This is a genomic window from Aliihoeflea aestuarii (assembly GCF_024105665.1).
Lineage (GTDB): Bacteria > Pseudomonadota > Alphaproteobacteria > Rhizobiales > Rhizobiaceae > Aliihoeflea > Aliihoeflea aestuarii.
This window is the reverse complement of the sequence record NZ_JAAAMK010000001.1, coordinates 183,600-201,993: the sequence shown is the minus strand read 5'-3', so window position 1 is coordinate 201,993 and position 18,394 is coordinate 183,600. Positions and strand designations below refer to the sequence as shown.

The following is an 18,394-nucleotide window of genomic DNA, read 5'->3' as shown; positions in this document are numbered from 1 at the left end:
TTCCATGTCGAACGCTGCTTCCGCCGATCGTCCGCTGCTTGGCTTCTCCCTGTCCGGGCGTCCGCTGCGCGCCATCGCGGCTCTGGTGCTTCTGGTCAACGGCTTGTTCCCGGCGATCTGGATTCTGCTGACGTCGCTGAAGAGCGAACCTGAACTCACCCGGCGGCCGATCACCTACCTGCCGGAAGACCCGACGCTCCAGAACTTCGTCGTCGCGTTTTCCGACCAGCCGCTGCATCTGTTCCTGTTCAACTCCTTCATGGTGGCGACGTTATCAACGATCGCCACGCTTTTCGTCTCCACGCTCGCCGCTTATGCGATCGCGCGCCTAAACCTTCGATATCGCGATCTGATCCTGGCGGCGATCATCGCCATCTCGACCTTTCCGCTGGTCACGCTGCTGGTGCCGCTGTTCGAGATCATGCGCGCGCTCGGCCTGTTGAATACGTGGGCGGCGCTCGTCATTCCCTATACGGTGCTCAGCCTGCCGGTCTGCACGCTTGTGCTCGCCGCCTTCTTCGAGGGCGTGCCGAAGGACCTTGAGAATGCCGCGATGATCGACGGCTGCACGCGCGTCGGCGCGCTGTTCCGCGTGATCGTGCCCTTGTCGGCGCCCGGCGTGTTCACAGCCGCGATCCTCGCTTTCGTCAATGCGTGGGACGAGTTTCTGCTGGCGCTGTCCTTCAATTCCAATCCGGCGCTCAGAACGCTGCCTGTCGGGATTCAGCTCTATCAGGGCGAGTTCAACTTTCCCTGGCCGGTGATCTCGGCGGCGCTGGTCGTCGGGATCGTGCCGCTTGCCATCCTGATCGTTCTTTTTCAGGACCGCGTCGTTTCCGGCCTGATGACGGGTGGCGTGAAGGGCTGAAGGCGGCCAAGGCGAGCGGTTGTGCCTTGCATTGGACAAGAATGGCGCTTATGTGGTGCGCATCGATCTTGCTGACGAATGTTGTACGGCGCTTCGGCGCACCCACGATCTTCTTTTCAACTTCGATCACCAGCGCAGGGCACTCGGTCTGGCGCGTAAACTCTATGTCGATTGAAAGGAAATCGTCATGACTATCGGAACCGTTAAGTTTTTCAACACCACCAAGGGCTTCGGCTTCATCGAGCCGGAAACCGGCGGCGCGGACGTGTTCGTCCACATTTCGGCCGTTGAGCGCTCGGGCATGAGCACGCTGTCGGAAGGCCAGAAGGTCTCCTTCGAAGCCGTCATCGACCGCCGCAGCGGCAAGACGGCTGCTGAGAACCTTCAGTCCGCTTAATAAGCGGGCCGAATTCATCTCCAGGCCGCGACCACGAATGTACTGGCGCACCTGTCGAGATGTCAAAAGGTCGGGCGAATGCCCGGCCTTTTTCATCTGAGCACTTGTAGACTGTTAAAAAATCGAACCCCGCAAACTGGAACGTACCCTTTGTCGACAATGAAGAATCAGAGCTTTCAAGACCGTCGCGCGGCTGCGGAGGCCGCCAAGAGCGCGCTTCTGGAGAAATTCAAAGCGCGGCCTGCAAGCGATTCTCCCGAAGTGCTCGCCCGGCAGGCCGAACGCGCGCGCATTACTGCCGAACGCGAAAAGCGGGCAGCCGAGCGCGAAAAGGCAAAGCGCGAAGAGGCTGAACGCCTCGAGCAGGAACGTGCAGCGCAAGCTGCGGCAGCCGAAGAAGCGGCCAATGCCGCACGGCGCGCGAAGGAAGAAAACGATCAGGCTCTCATCAAGCAGATGCTGGAATATGAGGCCGAACTGAAGAGCAAGCGCGACGCGCGCTATGCCGCGCGCAAGGCACGCCGAGGCTGATGCGAATTTCGGGAAGCCGAAGAACGGCTTCCCTCGATCGGACCGCGCTCGAATTGACCGATGCCAGCATTCAGGTAGTTGAACCCGTGGCTGGCGGGCGGCCGGTCAGGGCAGGTGTCTTAGAACACTTGCAGATAGCGCAGCAGCGAAACCACACCGATGATGATGACGATGATCCGGGCGATCTGCTTGGCGCGGCCGTCGATCGGGAGCATTCCGATCAGGTAGAGCACCAGGATGATGACGAGAAAAGTGACGAGAAGGCTGACCAGTACGCTCATTGCATGAGTCCCCGCTGCTGCATCGGACCGGAAAATTTTTCGGACCGATCCGATGCTTGATTGAATTTCTGGAGCGTCCTTTTGTGCGTCGGAAAGATGCACGGCGCTTTGACGAAGTTGCGCAGTTAAACTCGCAATGAGGGAAATCGGTTCCCGCTTGTCACAACCGGAACGTCCAGTAGAGGCAGGCAAGCATCGCCGCGGTGAAGCCGACGAAGGCAAGGGAACGGAGCAGCGCGTTCCGGCGCAATTTTTCCACCGCCAGATGCGCCGCGATGATCCCGACCGCGAATGCGAACTGCCAGTCGAGCAGCCCTTCGAGCGCATTGCTCGACCCGAAGCCGAACCGCGCCCCTTGGACGCCGAAGATGGTCGCGAGAAGAACGAGCGCCGTCGAGTGGACGGGCGTCGATCCGTGAGAATGGATGAAACCCGCCGCACGAAGCGGCAGGATCATCACCAGCGCGGCAGTAAGCGCGTAGATCGCGGCCAGCGGCATGAATGCAGCGGACGAGGCAAGGCTCGCAAGGCGGCCGTTACCGAGTTGCCCGACCGCATACCCCTTCATCTGCAATCCGAATCCCAACGCCATCATCAGTCCCGCCAGCGCGGCAATGAGCAGGAAGGCGGATGCTGTTCGGTTCATGGCTCGCCCCATCGAGAATCAACGTACCCAAAGCGGATATGCCGAATTCTTCGGCGCGTCGACCTGATTGACCCGGCGCATGCCGGTTGGGGGGCTAACTACGAAATGGATAGTATTTCGAGTTCGCGCGGTCCCATCTGGACGACATCGCCGATGGTCTTGCCGATCAGTGCGATGGCTACCGGCGAGCCATGCGAGATGGAGCCTTCGGTGGGGGTCGCCTCGTCTTCACCGACGATGCGGAAGGTCTGTGTTCGTCCGTCGTCACGTTCGAAGGTGACGGTATGGCCAAAAGCGACCACGTCATTGGAAACGGGCATCGGCAATAGCTGCGCCGTTCGCACGCGCTCGGCGTAGTAGCGCACATCGCGAAGCGGCACCGCTGCCTGCCGCCGCCTCTCATTGACGTCTTCGAGAAGGTTCGCAGCGTCGAGAGCCTGCTGGGCGCGTGCCAGTTCGGCCTCCAGCGACTTCAGGCCGGCTTCCGTGACGAGGTTGATCCGGTCGGAGATCGGGCGCGCCGGCAGGACCGTTTCCGACGCGGCTTCGGCGCTTTCCTCTTTGACGAATGCGACGCTCAATTGGATGAATCCTTGCAAACCATTGTCGGTATGTGGAGAACCGGTGATCGGCAATCAAGCGGAAACGGCGTTGCGGTGGTGCCGGCTCGAGCGACGGTTGCACAATTACTCTGCGTTCTTGCCCTGCGCATCGGCCGCGGCGAAATATGCCAACTGGTCGTTCTTCGCCTTGATGAACGCCGGGCGGGCGCAGACGCGCTCGACATAGGAACCGAGCGCCGCAAATGCCCCAAACCGGCGAACCTTCGGAACGCGCAGCACGTCCGCCATCAAGAGGTCGGCGGCGGTGAAGCGATCGGCGGCCAGCCATTCGCGTGACGAAAGCACCTCGTTCAGATGGTCGAGCCGCGAGGTCGCCCAGCCCTCGAGCGGATTGTCCTTGTCCGCCGACAGGCCGATGAACCACCACGGCACGGTCACCATCTCGATCGAGTTCAGCGCGGCTATGACCCATTGGAGCGTCTCGGCCGCACCACGCCGGTCGCGCGGCATCAGAACCTCGCTCTTGCCGGCGAGATGCAAAAGCCCCGCGCCGCTCTCGAAGATAACGATACCGTCGTCTTCGAGAAACGGCACCTGGCCGAATGGCTGGCGCGCAAGATGTTCCGGCCCGCGCTCATCGAACGGGACCGAGCGGATAACGTAATCGAGGCCGGCTTCTTCGCACGCCCAGCGCAATCGGATGTCGCGGACATAGCCGCTCGGCCCGTTTTGCCCTCCCGGCACCCGATCATAGGTCCAGACGATCAGCGGTTCGGACATCGGTTCGTCCTTCCTGTTCGAAGCAGCGATTATTCTGGTGCCGGTCGATGTCTCATGCGCTGTTCAGATGGAGGATGTTGCCGTCGGGGTCCTTGAACCAGACCATCTTGAAGCCGTTCGCGTCGTGAACGCCATCCTTGTAGCTCGTGCCGTCCATCTCGTAGCGTTCGAACTCGACGCCCTTGGCGCGCAGATCGGCGGCGATGGCATCAACGTCGGAACCGCAGTCCCAGACGACGGCATTGGCCTTGTTGGTGCCGGCGAACTCGGAGGGGTAGACCACGAGATAGGTCGCACCGGTCTTGTAGACCAGCACGCCCTCCGTTCCCTCGTCTTCGAGTTCGAGCCCCAGCGTATCGCTGTAGAAGCGCCGCGCTCTCTCCATGTCGCTTGCCGCGACGATGGCCGATGAAACCTTGTTTTGAAGTGCACCCATTGTGTGTCTCCTTTTCTGACACCAATAGGACGCGCAAGCCGCTTCGGTTCCGACAGCGAAAATCAAAAAGGCACAACCATGTTCATCTGCCGTACTTCCACGCCGTTCCGCTTGATAAACACGTAACGATATAAACATTTCTTTATGCGATATTGACAATTAATTGGCGGCGCTGAATGATGGCGTTCGTCACGGTTCCTTTCGGCGCATGCCGAAGGGCTAAGAGGGAAGCCGGTGCCCCGATAGGATCGGGAATGCCGGCGCTGCCCCCGCAACTGTAAGCGGCGAGCCGACATCCAGAACGTCACTGAAGCGTCTGCTTCGGGAAGACGGGTGAAGGCGACGACCCGCGAGCCAGGAGACCTGCCGTGGCGCATATCTGTCCACGGGCGGGGTGTCCGGTGGATCGTCGCACGGCCTTCCTGTCCGTCATCGATCCGTCGCGCCTTCGTCCCAGCTATCGGGGTGATCAATATGGCAAACCAGAAACTGGCGGTATCTACGCTCGGCTTCCCGCGTATCGGGCGTCGCCGCGAACTCAAATTCGCACTCGAATCCTATTGGGCCGGCAAATCCTCGCAGGCGGAGCTTCTGGACGTGGCCGCCGCGATCCGCAAAGCCAACTGGGTCGACCAACTCGACCGCGGAGTGACCAATATCCCCTCGAACGATTTCTCGCTCTACGATCATGTGCTCGACACGGCCGTTATGGTCGGGGCCGTGCCGGATGCCTATGGCTGGACGGGCGGCGAAGTTTCGCTCGACACCTATTTCGCGATGGCGCGCGGCAGCGCCGATGGCGGCGCGTGCGGGTGCGGCGGTCACGGCTCGGCGACTGCGCTCGAAATGACCAAATGGTTCGACACCAATTATCACTACATGGTGCCCGAGTTCGGCAAAGATCAGGAATTCAAACTCGCCTCGCGCAAGCCCATCGACGAGTTCCTTGAGGCGAAAGAACTGGGCATCCACACGCGCCCGGTGCTCGTCGGCCCGGCCACCTTCCTCAAGCTCGGCAAGATCAGGGACGGCGGCGGCGATCCGATCGACCTTCTGCCACGCCTCGTGCCGGTCTATGCCGAGCTTCTGAGGGGGCTGAAAGCGGCGGGAGCCGATTGGGTGCAGATCGACGAGCCGATCCTCGTCACCGACCTGAACGAAGCCGAGCGTGAAGCTATCGCGGCCGCCTATCGCCAGTTGGCGACGGCGTCGGTTCCGAAGATCATGCTCGCGACCTATTTCGCCGCGCTCGGCGACAATCTCGATCTTGTCGCCTCGTTGCCCATTGCTGGCCTGCATGTCGATCTCGTGCGTGCTCCCGAACAGCTCGACGCCGTTGCCGCAACCGTGCGCAAAAACCTTGTCCTGTCGCTCGGCGTCATCGACGGACGCAATATCTGGCGCGCCGATCTGGACGTCATTCTCGACCGGGTCGCGGCGCTTCGTGCGGATCGCGGCGCTGACGGCATCGAGATCGCGCCATCGTGCTCGCTCATCCACGTCCCGCTCGATCTTGCCGCCGAACCGGAACTCGACACCGAGATCGTTTCCTGGCTCTCTTTCGCGATCCAGAAAATCGAGGAACTCGACACGCTCGCCATCGCGCTTGTCGATGGCCGCGCAAAGGTCGATGACGCCCTGAAAGCCGCACGCGCCATTCGCCGGGGAAGAGCCAAGTCGCTAAAGGTCAATGACGCGTCCGTGCAGACCCGCATCGAAAGTCTTGACGCGTCCATGTCGAAGCGGGAAAGCCGGTTCGCCGACCGCCGTTCGGCGCAGGACCGAAAGCTGGATTTGCCGCAGTTTCCCACGACCACCATCGGCTCTTTCCCGCAAACGCCCGAGGTGCGCCGTGCCCGCGCCGCGCACGGTCGCGGCGAATTGAGCCTGTCCGACTACGAGACGCTTCTGCGCCAGGAAACCGAGGCGGCGATCCGCTGGCAGGAAGAGATCGGGCTCGACGTGCTCGTCCATGGCGAGTTCGAACGCAACGACATGGTGCAGTATTTCGGCGAGCGTCTTTCCGGTTTCGCCTTCACGAAAAACGCCTGGGTGCAAAGCTATGGCTCGCGCTATGTGCGCCCCCCGATCATCTTCGGCGATGTCGCGCGCCCCGAGCAGATGACAGTCGGCTGGTGGCAGTTCGCGCAGTCGCTGACCGACAAGCCGGTCAAGGGCATGCTGACCGGACCGGTGACGATTCTCAACTGGTCGTTCGTCCGCGACGATTTGGCAAGATCGCAGGTCTGCCGCCAGATCGCGCTCGCCATCCGCGACGAGGTGATCGACCTGGAGCGCGCCGGCGCGGCGATGATCCAGATCGACGAGGCCGCCTTGCGTGAAGGTCTGCCGCTGCGCCAATCCGAATGGCGGGCCTATCTCGACTGGGCGGTGGAGTGCTTCCGGCTTACGGCGGCGGGCGTTGCCGATGGCACCCAGATCCACACCCACATGTGCTATTCCGAGTTCAACGACATCATCGAAGCGATCGCGGCCATGGACGCTGACGTGATCTCGATCGAAACGTCCCGCTCGAAGATGGAACTGCTCGACGCCTTCCGCGACTATTCCTATCCTGCGGGCATCGGGCCGGGCGTCTACGACATCCACTCGCCGCGCGTGCCAGAGATCGGCGAGATGACGGCGCTGATCGATCTGGCAAAACGACGGCTCGATGCGGGCCAGCTCTGGATCAATCCCGATTGCGGCCTAAAAACCCGCAAATGGGACGAAGTCCGGCCGGCACTCGTCAACATGGTCGCGGCGGCCAGGCAGCTTCGTGCCCGAAAGGATGCGAGCCGCGCTGCATAGAGCGGTTCAGCGTTTAACGGGAGCGCCCCCTCCAACCCTTCGGGCGACCTCGCCCGTAAACGGCATCACCGGATCGCCGAAGGCAGTGGAGGGGCGATCAATCAACTTTGGAGGCGCTGAACCGACCTTGGCCTCTCCTTGTTCAAACCAGCGGGCGGTTTTCACAATGCGTGCCGTCAGGCTCGTGTCGCCCAGCACCTGGGCCGCACAATAAAAGTTGTAGGCCGGCCGTTCTTACCGGGCGAAATGTCAGGTCGAGGATTTGGCGCGCTTGACGGGCGCCTTCTTCTTCGCGCGCGGCTTTTCCGCCGCTTCCGTCTCTGCCAGCTTCGCTTCGTGCTCAAGTCGCGCCAGCCGCAGCTTTTCCGTCTTGGCGATGCGGCGTGCGGCTTCTTCCCCGATGATCGCGCGAGCGGCGTGATCCGTCAGGTCGGCCTTCGCGGTGGCTTTCGATGGTTTCGCGACGAAGAGAGGCTGCTCGGTGATGGTGTTGCCCATGATGGTGTCCTTCCGCTCAGAAAAGCAAAAAGGCCGGGCGAACCCGGCCTCTCCAATGCGCCTCGATGATCATTGCCAGTACATCCGTGGTCAAGGACCAGAAGCGCAATCTCGTTATGCAGACTGAAGGTTCTCGGCGGCGCTCTTGCCGCTGCGATTGTCCTTCACGACGTCGAAGCTGACCTTCTGGCCTTCGGACAGGGTCGACATGCCCGAGCGCTCGACAGCAGAGATGTGAACGAACACGTCCGCGCCGCCGGTATCCGGCTGGATGAAACCAAAGCCTTTGGTCGTATTGAAGAACTTGACTACGCCGGTCGTCATGGCGATTTCCTTTCAAGAGTCTCAAACAGATGCGAAAACCGCATTTACCGCCACAAATGGCAGATTTCGATTTTGAAAGAGGAGGATCGCCGAGGGCGCTGATGCGCCGGTAACAAAGTCCGACAAGCAAGATCGATCATCTGAATGTAGTCTCTGACGCCATGGAAACAAGGCTGCGGCGAAAATAAACATCACCGAGCTTGCAACATGACGACGGATCAGCGTGCGGAAAGCGCCTTGCGCAGACCCGCGACGAAATCCTCGGATCTGGCCGCCATCAATTTATGGACTCCATTCGCATGCGTGATGCGCAAGGTTTCGGAGGCGAAACCGGGCGCGACCGTCAGGTCGGTGATCTGGCCAAGCGGGACGGTCCATTCCTCCAACTGCGTAGATTTCGTCTTGATGGCCTTGGTCTGCGTGAACCGCAAGTCGTCTTCGGCCAGCGTAAGCGTGCCGCTGATCCAGACCCCGCCGCTGCGCTTGAGCATCAGAACGGTCGCGGGAACCAGAAGCCATCGCCACAGCGGAATCCGATAGCCTTCGGGGATGGGCTTCAGCCACGCGACCGGGATGGAAGAGGCGGGTTGCTGGCGGTTCATTTGAAGTCCTCGGCGTTTGGGCAAGCGGGCGCTGGGCCTCGTTACCATGTCGATCGCCGCAACGTGAAGCACGATCGGCAGATCGACCCTTCGCTGGGCTTTGCCGTAGCAATTCATTGTCGCGGCAGCGAACACAAAAAAGGTGGCCGCGTTACGCAGCCACCTTTGATCGAGTCATGGCAATGCGGAAAACTTAGCCGCCGTGGCTGCCGTGATCGCCATGGGATCCATGGTCGTCATGGGCAGAGCCGCCTCCCATCGCGTCGATATGATACTCGATCTCGACTTCGCCGGCCGTTTCAAACGTCAGCGTGCCGGTGAAGGTTTCGCCTTCCTTCAGGCCGCTTTCCAGGTCCAGGAACATGATGTGATAGGAGCCCGGCTCCAGTGCGACTTCGCCGCCGGCGGGGATTTCGAGGCCATCGGCGAGGGGTCTCATGGTCATGACGCCTTGCTCGTTGACGGTCATTTCGTGGAGCTCGGCGCGGCTTCCGATTTCACCCGTGATCGAGACCAGGCGGTCGGGTTCCGTTCCGTTGTTCTTCAGCACCATATAGCCTGCGGCAACGCGCGCGCCTTCGGGTGTGGCGCGCGACCATGGATGGTCGATCTCGATGTCACCGGCTTTGAATTCATGGGCTTGCGACGCTATGGTCGTGGCAAGGAAAAGCCCGGAAAGAACGGCGGCGCGTGCGCCCGGATAAAAGTTGAACGACATTCGATATACTCCTTTTCGCCGCGTCCACGGACCGGCGTATCTTTGAAATTGGGATTCCCGGATTTCAAAGATGAAGAGGAGGCGCGCGCGGATTGCCCGGATCGTGGTCTTCCAGAAGCGCGGCGATGCCGACACGGGCAGGGACGGACAGCTCGGCCTGCAAGGCGAGCGGATTGGTGAAAGCGGACCCTTCGCGGTCGACGCTCTTGAACGGCGCGAACATCGAACAGCCGGGCGTGCAGCAATGGGGCAGACCCGAGTGCTCGCGGCCGTCCTCGCCGTTCGGCGCATGCGTGCCGGTGATGCACAGGGGATTGCCGAAAATATCGAGTGTCGGTGTCGCGGCAGCGGCCGTACCAAGCGCGAAGCCGCCCAGAACCAACTGGAAAAACAGCATCGCAGCCGAGAAGATCGCGGTCCCGCCATTCCACCGATGTCTGCGCAGATTGTTCAATTGTCCGTACCGCCAATGCGTTTCGCATTAGCAGGATTGTCGGATGTGGAAAATAGAGAGGCGGCATAAGGCGCCGTCAATTCCCGGCCGTGCGCGCTTTTGACGCCGCCTGCGGCGCTTCAGCCGCCGCCGAGCTTCAATCCGAGATATCGATCCAGCGTGCCGCTGTCGTTCAAGAGATCGGCGGAGGGCGCGCGATGCATGATCTCGCCGCGTTCGATGATGACGGCGTCCTTCGTCAGCCCGAGCGCCACCTGCGCGTGCTGTTCGACCAAAACGAGAGCGATGCCTTCGTCCTCAGCCATCTTCTTCACGGCTGCCGTCAGTTCCTCGACGATGATGGGTGCAAGGCCTTCGAGCGGTTCGTCGAGAAGCAGGACGGATGGGTTGGTCATCAGCGTGCGCGCGATAGTCAGCATCTGCTGTTCGCCGCCGGAAAGCTGGTTGCCCATATTGGTGCGTCGTTCCTTCAGGCGCGGAAAAAGCCCATAGACGGCCCCGACATCCCACCGACCCGGCCGCGCGGCGACCGTCAGGTTCTCCTCGACCGACAGCGAGGGGAAGATGTCGCGCTCCTGCGGCACCCAGCCGAGACCGAGCCGCGCGCGCTTGTGCGGCGCGAGCTTCGAGATGTCCTTGCCGTCCAGAAAGATCGAGCCGCGCATCAGCCGCACGAAGCCCATCGCGGTCAGGAGCAGCGTGGTCTTGCCGACGCCGTTTCGCCCGAGCAGCGCGAGGCTGCCATTGGCGGGCAGGACGAGCGACACGCCATCGAGCACGACGGCATCCCCATAGCCGGCGCGCACGTCGCGAAATTCGAGAAGGGGTTCAGCCATGATGCGCCGCCTGTCCAAGATAGACCTCGCGCACGCGCGGATCGTTGCGCACCTCGTCGGGCGTGTCTTCCACCAGCACGCCGCCGGCGACGAGAACGATGATGCGGCTGGCGAAGCGGAACACGATGTCCATGTCGTGCTCGATGAAAAGCACGGAGATATCTGCGGGCAGCGCGGCGATCACCTCGAACAGCGCGGCGCTTTCGTCCTTTGGGACGCCTGCTGCGGGCTCGTCGAGGAGAAGCACTTTCGGCCGCGTCGCCAGCGCCAGCGCGATCTCCAGGAGGCGCTGCTGGCCGTAAGCGAGGGTCCGCGTCAGCCGCGTGGCGACGTCGGCGAGACCGAGTTGCTGGAGGATCGCAAACGCTTCGTCGATCGCTTCCGTGTGGGAATGAAGGCTGCGCCAGAACTGGCCGGCCGTGCCATCGCGTTCGGTAACGGCAAGCGTGACGGATTCGATCGGTGTCAGGTCTGGAAAGAGCTGGTTGATCTGGAAGGTGCGTGTCAGGCCGCGCCGTACGCGGTCGGCCGGCAAAAGCCGCGTAATGTCCTCGCCTTCCAGAAGGATGCGGCCGGAATCGGGCTTGAGCTGGCCATTGACGAGGTTGATCAGCGTGGTCTTGCCAGCGCCGTTCGGGCCGATGAGCGCGTAGCGGCAGCCGCGCGGAAGGCTGAGCGAGATGTCGCGCGCGACTTCGAGCTTGCCGAAGCTCTTCTTGAGCGCTTGCGTGGTGAGGACGAAATCTTGCCCGGCCATTAGTCGCGCCTGCCTGCGATGCGGGCAAGGAAGCCCAATATGCCTTTCGGCATGAACAGGACGACGATCATCAGGAGGACGCCGATCCAGAAATACCAATATTGCGGATTGACGCCCGAAAGCTGGTCGCGCGCGATGAGAAAGATGATCGCGCCGAGGATCGCGCCATAAAGCCGGCCCGTCCCGCCGAGGATCAGCATGACGACGACATCGGCGGAGCGCTGAAACGACAGCGAATCCAGTGCGACCGTGTTAGTGGTCTGCGTGAGCAGCGCGCCCGCGACGCCGGCCATCGCGGCCGAGATCGTGTAGATCTTGCGCAGGTGGAACTTGTAGTCCGAGCCGATCGCCGGCATGCGCGTGACGTTTTCGCGAATGCCGCGCAGCGACAGGCCGAAGGACGAATGCACGATCCGGCGCGAGATGAGAAAGCCGACGAAAAGCGCGATCAGCGAATAGGAATAGGCCGTGTAGCCCCACAAATCGAAGCGAAACTGATTGAAGATCGGCCAGGTGCTGATGCCGCGCAGACCGTCCGCGCCGCCTGTCAGCCATGACATCGAATTGGCAAGTTCGAGGGTCAGGAAGCCGAGGCCGAGCGTGACCATGATCAGTGCCAGATGCTGAACGCGCACGATGAGAAACGAGACGATGAAGCCGATAAGCCCCGCGAACGCGCCGGCGAAGATCAGGCCGGTCAGTGGTTCGCCCCAGCCATGCACGCTGATGATGCCAGCCGCATAGGCGCCAAGGCCGAAGAACATCGCGTGGCCGAGCGTGACAATGCCGGCATAGCCGAGCACGAGGTCGACCGAGATGGCGAAGAGCGCGACGATGGCGACCTGGCTCGCCAGCGTCAAATAAGTCGGAAAGAGGAAGAAGGGCAGGAGCGCGGCCAGCCAGAAGAGGATTTCGAAAGGCGACCAGCGGCTCTGGCGTTTCAGCCAGACATGCGGATCGCCAAGGGTCGGGTTCGCAGCGTTCATGCGGATCACCGTTTGCCGAAAATGCCGCGCGGCCGCACGAGCAGGATCGCCACGAGAAGCAGGTAGATCAGGAACGATCCGATCTCGGGCACGAAATATTTGCCGGCCACGTCACCGATACCGAGCAGCGCCGCCCCGACGAACGAGCCGGTGATCGAGCCGAGGCCGCCGACCGAAACGACGATCAGCACATAGACGAGGAAGTGGAAGCCGAAGGACGGGTCGAGGCCGACGATCTCGATCGCCAACGCGCCGCCGAGACCGGCAAGGCCGCTGCCCAGCGCGAAGGTGATCGCGAAGGTGCGCTCGACATTCATGCCGAGCCCCTGCGCGACCCGCTGGTTGTCGACCGAGGCGCGAATCTGCGCTCCGAGACGGGTGCGCTCCAGCCCGAAGACGAGAATGGCGGTGACGGCGAGCGCCACGACGATGATGAAGATGCGGTAGACGCCGAAGCGCATGCCGGCGAATTCGACCGAGCCGCGCAGCCAGGAGGGCAGGGGAATGACCTGCTGGACGGTGCCGAAGAAGTAGGTTGCGAGCGCCGCCGCCACGAACACCATGCCGATGGTGAACAGCACCTGATTGAGTTCGCCGGCCTTGTAGAGCCGGCGAAAGAGCGTGCGCTCGAAAACGACGCTGACGAGTGCTGCCGCAAGGAAAGCGGCCGGCAGCGCGAGCAGGAAGGGAAGGCCGAGCTGGCGCATGGTCAGGACGGCGATATAGCCGCCCAGCATGCCGAATGCGCCATGCGCCAGATTGATGAAGTTCATCAATCCGAGCGTGACCGACAGCCCCACCGACAGGACGAACAAAAGCATCCCGAAGGCGAAACCGTCGAACAGGACGATGACGATCTGGTTGATCACGATCCGGGTCTCGCTCCTGCTCGGCCGTCAGTCTCAGTTCGCGCCGTGCAGCGGATCTTTCACGTCAGGGATTTCGTCGATGATGACGTTCTGCAACTCGCCGTCGACCTCTTGGACTTCACGGATGTAGACGGTCTGGATCACGTCGCGCGTTTCCGGGTCGATCGACATCGGACCGCGCGGGCTTTCCCACGCCATGCCCTTGGCCGCTTCCACGAGTGCATCGCCCGACGCGTCGCCTTCCGTCGCTTTCAGCGTCTCGTAGATCAGGTGCATGCCGTCATAGCCGCCGATCGAGAAGAGGTCCGGCTCGCGGCCGTTGTTGGCGGAGGTGTAGCCCTCGACGAACTCGTTGTTGATCGGGTCGTCGCGCTCGAGCGTGTAGTGGAAGGTGGTGATGATGCCGAGTGCAGTCTCGCCCATACCGTCCAGCGCCTCGGGATGGGTCAGTTCGCCCTGCGCGAGGATTTTCGTGTCGGGCGGCGTCAGGCCGCGATCCGACAACGCCTTGCCGATGGCGGCCGGCTGCGCGCCGCCCGGAACGAAGATATAGACGGCTTCCGGATTGGCATCTCGAACGCGCTGCACATAGGCCGAGAAATCTGGGTTCGCGACCGGCGTGCGGTCGGCGCCGACGATCTCGCCGCCGGCTTCCCTGAAGCCGTCGGCGAACGAGCTTTCCGCATCATGGCCCGGCCCATAGTCGGAGACCAGCGTATAGGTCTGGCGGATGCCGTTCTCATACGCCCACTGGCCGAAGGCGTAGTTGACCTGCGGGATGGTGAGCGATGTGCGCACGATATATTCGGACTGCTCGGTGACCATGGAGGTCGCCGCGTTCATCACGACCATCAGCTTTTGCGCTTCCTCGGCCACGGGTGCGGCCCCGAGCGCTTCGGGCGTCAACGCGAAACCGGCAAGGATGTCGACACCTTCGCGCACGACGAGCTCCTGCGCCATGCGCTGGGCGACGTCAGGAGCCGGGCCGCCGGTGTCGCGGCGGATGATTTCGATCTTCTTGCCGGCGACTTCGTCGCCATGCGTGGCGATATAAAGGTCGATGCCGGCCTGAAGCTGATTGGCGGCGTCGGCGAACGGCCCCGAATAGGGCAGGATGACGCCGATTTTAACGGTTTCCTGCGCATATGCGCCGGTGGACAAGGCGGTACCCAGTCCGAGCATTGCAACTGCTGCGGTTCGTCCCAACATGCGAATTCCTCCCATTGCCTGACGGCTTTGTTGCCACGGCGAAGCAGGATACGCAATCGCGCTTCGCCGGGTCGTTCCTCCTGGATCGAAGTGTATACATGGTTTTGCCATTCGCAAGAGGATGTGTCCCAGGAAAACGTCGAAAGTCGCTGAAAGTCGCCGATCGGGCGGTCGCATGATGTATACTTGTCCTTTGATCAGGCGCTCCGTTCCGGGTTCGCTCGCGGGCGAACCGCGCACCAAAGCGCCCAAAGGACGACGACGATCGCGATCAAAGCCCCGTCATTTTCCGATCGTCGCGCACCGACCTTCGCCTGAAGGCCACGCGCGAACTAGCAAGACTAGAAGAAAAGGTCACTTGCGCCCGTCTCTCACCGGGGCGCAGCTTGGGCGGCGCGCTTTACTCTCGCTCAACGCAATCGTTTCAACTACAAATCGGAGGGTTCAAACAGATGGCGGCCGTCGTCCAGCGCGGTGTCGGCCTGAAGTATTCGGGGCGCCGCGTTGGAATTGCTCATCATCATCGCCCTCGTGGTGGCCTTTATCCTGTTGAACAAGCAGAACGCGCGTCTTCAGGTTCTGGAGCGCAGCATCGCATCGTTGCGGACGCAGATCGCATCTTCGAATGCCGTGACGGCTACCCAAGCGGAATCGACCGTGGAAGAGGCCGTCGTTTCAGCGATGCCTGAGGAGAGCGCTCCAGCTTTGGAGGAAGCCAGGGCCGAGGAGGTTTCCACAGGTCCGTGGAGGGCGACGGCGGTTCCCGTTCAGGCGGAAGAGGCCGAGCAGCCCTCCGTACCGACGCTGGTAGCCGAAAAACCGGATATCGAGACCGCACTCGGCACGCGCTGGGCGGTCTGGGTCGGTGGGCTGGCACTGGCGCTCGGCGGTATTTTCCTCGTGCGCTATTCGCTGGAAGCGGGCATTTTCGGTCCCGGCGTGCGGCTGACATTCGCCGCGCTTTTCGGCTGCGCCCTGGCGGCAGCGGGCGAACTTGCCCGTCGCAAGGGCTTTCGAGCACCGGTCGCCGGCGTGAGCGGTGCATACATACCGGCGATCCTTACAGCAGCATCCGCCTTCACCCTGTTCGGCGCGGTCTACGCGGCGCATGCGCTTTACGGGTTCATCGGACCTGCCGCGACGTTTGTCGTTCTCGGTGCGCTCGCCATCGCGACAATCGTCATCGCGCTGGTGCATGGGCAGGCTTTGGCCGGGCTCGGCCTGATCGGCTCCTATCTCACGCCGATGCTCGTTTCGTCCGATGCGCCGAACCCTTGGGTGCTCTTCGTCTATCTGGCGATCGTGCTTGCCGCGACCGTGAGCGTGGCGTCCATCCGCCGCTGGCAAATTCTGGCAGCGACTGCCTATGCCGGTGCGAGCCTCTGGAGCCTTGCCTATCTGGCGGCGATGCTTGAACCGTCTGCCGGCCCTGTCGCATTCCTGCATCTGGTCGGGCTGACGATGATCGCCGCGATCTGGCTGAGAAATGTCAGCGACAGCGAACGCGACGGTCTCGACTTGCCCACGATCGTTGCCGGGGTGATGACCGGGCTTGTGACGGCGCTTCTCGTCCGCGAACTGGTCGGTCTGGTATCCGCGCGCCTGCTCGCGACAACTCTTCTTGTGGCCATGGTCGCCGTCGCCATGTGGCGCCCGCGCGCCATCGCGCTGCTTCACGCGGCTGGCGCGACAGCCATCATGATCCAGGCGTGGGATTATTTCGACGGCAGCTTCTATCTGCTTGCTGATGGCGGAACACTCGCGCTCGACGGCGCGTGGCCGCTCACGGTCGGGCTTGTCTTTGCGCCCTATTCGGGGATGATCGCCGCTCTCGTTCTCATCGCCGGCGTATTCATGGCGCGGCAAATCGTGGCCGAAAGCGCCGCGCGCGCCGCCGCATGGGCGTTCTGGGCCGCTGCCTTGCCGCTCGTGACGGTCGCGGCGACATGGGTGCTCATGGGCAATCTCAACATCGACTGGCGTTTTGCGTTCCTGAGCTTCGTTCTGGCCGGTGTTCTGGCGGTTTGTGCCGAACTCGTCGGTCGGGCCGAAGAGAGGCCGCAGACTGGCGGCCTCGCCGTATCGTTTCTGGCTGCCGGTGCCGCCGCGGCGTTCTGCCTGGCATTGCTTGCCGGTTTCGGCCCGGTGATGACCACGATCCTGACGGGATTTGCCGCAGCTTTGCCGGCGGTCGCAACGCGGTTGCGTTCTTGGCCGGTGCTCGGCTGGATTTCGGCCGGCTTCGCAGCCGTCACGTTGGCCAGGATCGGCATCGACCCCACCATCGCCGGGCCGGAACGGCTTTCGACGACGCCGGTCCTCAATGCGCTGACGCCGGGCTATCTGTTGCCGGCGACCGCGTTCGCCTATGCGGCATGGCAACTCGCGCAAACCGGCGACGGCCGGGCGCGTCTCGCCATGGAAGCCTTCGCCGCATTGTTCGCGCTGCTCGGTGTCGCCATGCTGGTCCGCCACGCCATGAATGGAGGCGTGATCGACGCGAGCGAGCCGGCACTTGCCGAACAGGCGATCTACACGCTGATCATGATCGGCGGCGGCGCGATCCTGCTAGTGCTCGACCGGCGTTCGCCAAGCCCCGTTTTCCAATGGGGATCGATCGCGCTGGGTGTCCTGTCGATGCTGTTCATCGCTTCGTCGCATCTGATCGCCCTGAATCCGCTTTATACGAACGCATCGACGGGTTCGATCCCGATCTTCAATCTGCTGCTGCTCGCCTATCTCATCCCGGCCGCCGCGATGGCGGCGCTCGCATGGCGCGCGCGCGGAATCCGTCCCGACTGGTATGTCGCCATGCTCGCCATCGGCGCATCCGCGCTGGCCTTCGCCTATGTCAGCCTGTCGGTTCGGCGCATCTTTCAGGGCGAGTTCATCGGTGCATGGAAGGGCATGGGAGAACTGGAGACCTACACGCATTCGGCCGTGTGGCTTCTGCTCGGCGTCGCGCTTCTCGTGGCCGGGTTGCGGTTCGGATCGCGCACGCTTCGGCTCGCCTCCGCCGCGCTGGTGGTGCTCGCCGTCGCGAAGGTCTTCCTTTATGACATGCGCCAGCTCGAAGGCGTGCTCAGAGCCTTGTCCTTCATGGGGCTGGGCGGTGTGCTGATCGGCATCGGCCTCTTCTACCAGCGCATGCTGGGAAAAAGCACGAAGTCTGCGCCTGCATGATGGAGGGAACGACAAGCATCGAGCAGGAAGACCGGCGCACGAGCGAGCCGGACGGCCTCATGGTTTTTGACGGTCTGTGCAATTTCTGCTCCGCGCAGGTCCAGTTCATCCTGCGCACCGACAGAGCGGGCGCGATCCGGTTCACCTCGATCCAGTCGCCCTATGGGCGGCATCTGGCGGCTCGGTTCGGCGTCGATCCGGACGATCCGTCCACCTTCCTGTTTTTCGATCGAGGCAGGCCGCTCGAGGCCAGCGACGCGGTGATCGCCATATTGAAACGGTTGCCCCCGCCGTGGCGCTGGTTGCGCGCGATGTCGGTCATACCGCGCCCTTTGCGCGATGCGGCATACGGTTTCATCGCCCGAAACCGGTATCGGCTGCTCGGGCGCCGGGCCGAATGCATGATTCCTTCCGCCCAACAGCGCGCCCGCTTCGTCGACGACGCCTATCGCGGAACGCTGGTCCCGCCTTCGGATGGCGTGGACGACGTCGCTGAAGGGCCGCAGGAAATAGTGCCGCTGGATGATGGAGCCGAGCTCCCAATCGTCGCCGAGAACCTGCTGGAAGACCGGCGGTGAAACGCTCGCTGCCCTTGTGACGGGGCGATCCAGTGCAGCGCTCTGGCTCATCGCCACTCCTTGGCAG

The 18,394-nt window shown here is 62.5% G+C and carries 21 protein-coding genes and 1 riboswitch; of the genes, 6 read left to right on the top strand and 15 right to left on the bottom strand.

The genetic code is table 11. The features are described 5' to 3' along the window. Window positions 1–4: 4 nt before the first annotated feature. From GTW25_RS01010 to GTW25_RS01000, 3 genes are all read left to right on the top strand, one after another. A complete protein-coding gene (locus tag GTW25_RS01010) occupies window positions 5–868 on the top strand; it encodes a carbohydrate ABC transporter permease (protein ID WP_252910127.1) in 864 nt (287 codons plus the stop codon). 187 nt (window positions 869–1,055) lie between these two features. Next, the gene (locus GTW25_RS01005) at window positions 1,056–1,265 is read left to right on the top strand and encodes a cold-shock protein (RefSeq protein WP_252910126.1); all 210 of its coding nucleotides are present in this window, start codon (window positions 1,056–1,058) and stop codon (window positions 1,263–1,265) included. Window positions 1,266–1,415: 150 nt separating this feature from the next. Then, window positions 1,416–1,796, top strand: coding sequence for a DUF6481 family protein (locus GTW25_RS01000; protein ID WP_372493030.1), 381 nt, complete (start codon window positions 1,416–1,418; stop codon window positions 1,794–1,796). A 119-nt stretch (window positions 1,797–1,915) separates the two neighbouring features. Here the strand turns inward: GTW25_RS01000 and GTW25_RS00995 are convergent, their stop codons facing one another. The 5 genes from GTW25_RS00995 to GTW25_RS00975 all read right to left on the bottom strand — a co-directional run bounded on the left by GTW25_RS00995 (window position 1,916) and on the right by GTW25_RS00975 (window position 4,502). Beyond that, window positions 1,916–2,077 (bottom strand): Thivi_2564 family membrane protein, encoded by a 162-nt coding sequence (locus GTW25_RS00995; RefSeq protein WP_252910125.1) that lies wholly within the window; start codon window positions 2,075–2,077, stop codon window positions 1,916–1,918. A 160-nt stretch (window positions 2,078–2,237) separates the two neighbouring features. Further along, entirely contained in the window at window positions 2,238–2,723 is a 486-nt protein-coding gene (locus tag GTW25_RS00990) for a hypothetical protein (RefSeq protein WP_252910124.1), read from the bottom strand. Window positions 2,724–2,821: 98 nt separating this feature from the next. Next, the gene (greA, locus tag GTW25_RS00985) at window positions 2,822–3,304 is read right to left on the bottom strand and encodes a transcription elongation factor GreA (protein WP_252910123.1); all 483 of its coding nucleotides are present in this window, start codon (window positions 3,302–3,304) and stop codon (window positions 2,822–2,824) included. Between the two features lie 105 nt (window positions 3,305–3,409). Then, the gene (locus GTW25_RS00980) at window positions 3,410–4,066 is read right to left on the bottom strand and encodes a glutathione S-transferase family protein (RefSeq protein WP_252910122.1); all 657 of its coding nucleotides are present in this window, start codon (window positions 4,064–4,066) and stop codon (window positions 3,410–3,412) included. 52 nt (window positions 4,067–4,118) lie between these two features. After that, window positions 4,119–4,502 carry a VOC family protein gene (locus tag GTW25_RS00975; protein WP_252910121.1) on the bottom strand — a complete coding sequence of 128 codons (384 nt, stop codon included), beginning with the start codon at window positions 4,500–4,502 and terminating at the stop codon, window positions 4,119–4,121. A 175-nt stretch (window positions 4,503–4,677) separates the two neighbouring features. Beyond that, window positions 4,678–4,887, top strand: a riboswitch (cobalamin riboswitch). 89 nt (window positions 4,888–4,976) lie between these two features. On the opposite strand from GTW25_RS00975, the gene metE reads away from it, so the two are divergent. Beyond that, window positions 4,977–7,313 (top strand): 5-methyltetrahydropteroyltriglutamate--homocysteine S-methyltransferase, encoded by a 2,337-nt coding sequence (gene metE / locus GTW25_RS00970; protein ID WP_252910120.1) that lies wholly within the window; start codon window positions 4,977–4,979, stop codon window positions 7,311–7,313. A 249-nt stretch (window positions 7,314–7,562) separates the two neighbouring features. Here metE and GTW25_RS00965 read toward each other — a convergent pair whose 3' ends face one another. The 10 genes from GTW25_RS00965 to GTW25_RS00920 form a co-directional block, all read right to left on the bottom strand. Next, window positions 7,563–7,811, bottom strand: a complete 249-nt coding sequence (locus tag GTW25_RS00965) for a hypothetical protein (RefSeq protein WP_252910119.1) — start codon at window positions 7,809–7,811, stop codon at window positions 7,563–7,565. A gap of 114 nt (window positions 7,812–7,925) precedes the next feature. Further along, on the bottom strand, window positions 7,926–8,135 hold the full coding sequence (locus tag GTW25_RS00960) for a cold-shock protein (protein WP_252910118.1): 210 nt from the start codon (window positions 8,133–8,135) through the stop codon (window positions 7,926–7,928). Window positions 8,136–8,353: 218 nt separating this feature from the next. Beyond that, window positions 8,354–8,737, bottom strand: coding sequence for a hypothetical protein (locus GTW25_RS00955; RefSeq protein ID WP_252910117.1), 384 nt, complete (start codon window positions 8,735–8,737; stop codon window positions 8,354–8,356). Window positions 8,738–8,930: 193 nt separating this feature from the next. Further along, the gene (locus GTW25_RS00950; RefSeq protein ID WP_252910116.1) at window positions 8,931–9,455 is read right to left on the bottom strand and encodes a copper chaperone PCu(A)C; all 525 of its coding nucleotides are present in this window, start codon (window positions 9,453–9,455) and stop codon (window positions 8,931–8,933) included. A 64-nt stretch (window positions 9,456–9,519) separates the two neighbouring features. After that, window positions 9,520–9,909, bottom strand: coding sequence for a hypothetical protein (locus tag GTW25_RS00945; RefSeq protein ID WP_252910115.1), 390 nt, complete (start codon window positions 9,907–9,909; stop codon window positions 9,520–9,522). A gap of 119 nt (window positions 9,910–10,028) precedes the next feature. Beyond that, window positions 10,029–10,745, bottom strand: coding sequence for an ABC transporter ATP-binding protein (locus GTW25_RS00940; protein ID WP_252910114.1), 717 nt, complete (start codon window positions 10,743–10,745; stop codon window positions 10,029–10,031). Continuing rightward, a complete protein-coding gene (locus GTW25_RS00935) occupies window positions 10,738–11,502 on the bottom strand; it encodes an ABC transporter ATP-binding protein (RefSeq protein ID WP_252910113.1) in 765 nt (254 codons plus the stop codon). Before GTW25_RS00935 ends, GTW25_RS00940 begins: the two co-directional genes overlap by 8 nt. Further along, window positions 11,502–12,488, bottom strand: a complete 987-nt coding sequence (locus tag GTW25_RS00930; protein WP_252910112.1) for a branched-chain amino acid ABC transporter permease — start codon at window positions 12,486–12,488, stop codon at window positions 11,502–11,504. The genes GTW25_RS00935 and GTW25_RS00930 overlap by 1 nt, the downstream gene beginning before the upstream one ends. A 5-nt stretch (window positions 12,489–12,493) precedes the next feature. Next, on the bottom strand, window positions 12,494–13,345 hold the full coding sequence (locus GTW25_RS00925; RefSeq protein ID WP_252910654.1) for a branched-chain amino acid ABC transporter permease: 852 nt from the start codon (window positions 13,343–13,345) through the stop codon (window positions 12,494–12,496). A 45-nt stretch (window positions 13,346–13,390) separates the two neighbouring features. Next, window positions 13,391–14,566 (bottom strand): ABC transporter substrate-binding protein, encoded by a 1,176-nt coding sequence (locus GTW25_RS00920; RefSeq protein ID WP_252910111.1) that lies wholly within the window; start codon window positions 14,564–14,566, stop codon window positions 13,391–13,393. Between the two features lie 504 nt (window positions 14,567–15,070). Between GTW25_RS00920 and GTW25_RS00915 the strand changes: the two genes are divergently transcribed. Together GTW25_RS00915 and GTW25_RS00910 are read left to right on the top strand one after the other, a co-directional pair. Beyond that, window positions 15,071–17,749 (top strand): DUF2339 domain-containing protein, encoded by a 2,679-nt coding sequence (locus GTW25_RS00915; RefSeq protein WP_252910110.1) that lies wholly within the window; start codon window positions 15,071–15,073, stop codon window positions 17,747–17,749. Next, the gene (locus tag GTW25_RS00910; protein WP_252910109.1) at window positions 17,746–18,327 is read left to right on the top strand and encodes a thiol-disulfide oxidoreductase DCC family protein; all 582 of its coding nucleotides are present in this window, start codon (window positions 17,746–17,748) and stop codon (window positions 18,325–18,327) included. The genes GTW25_RS00915 and GTW25_RS00910 overlap by 4 nt, the downstream gene beginning before the upstream one ends. Window positions 18,328–18,394 lie beyond the last annotated feature (67 nt).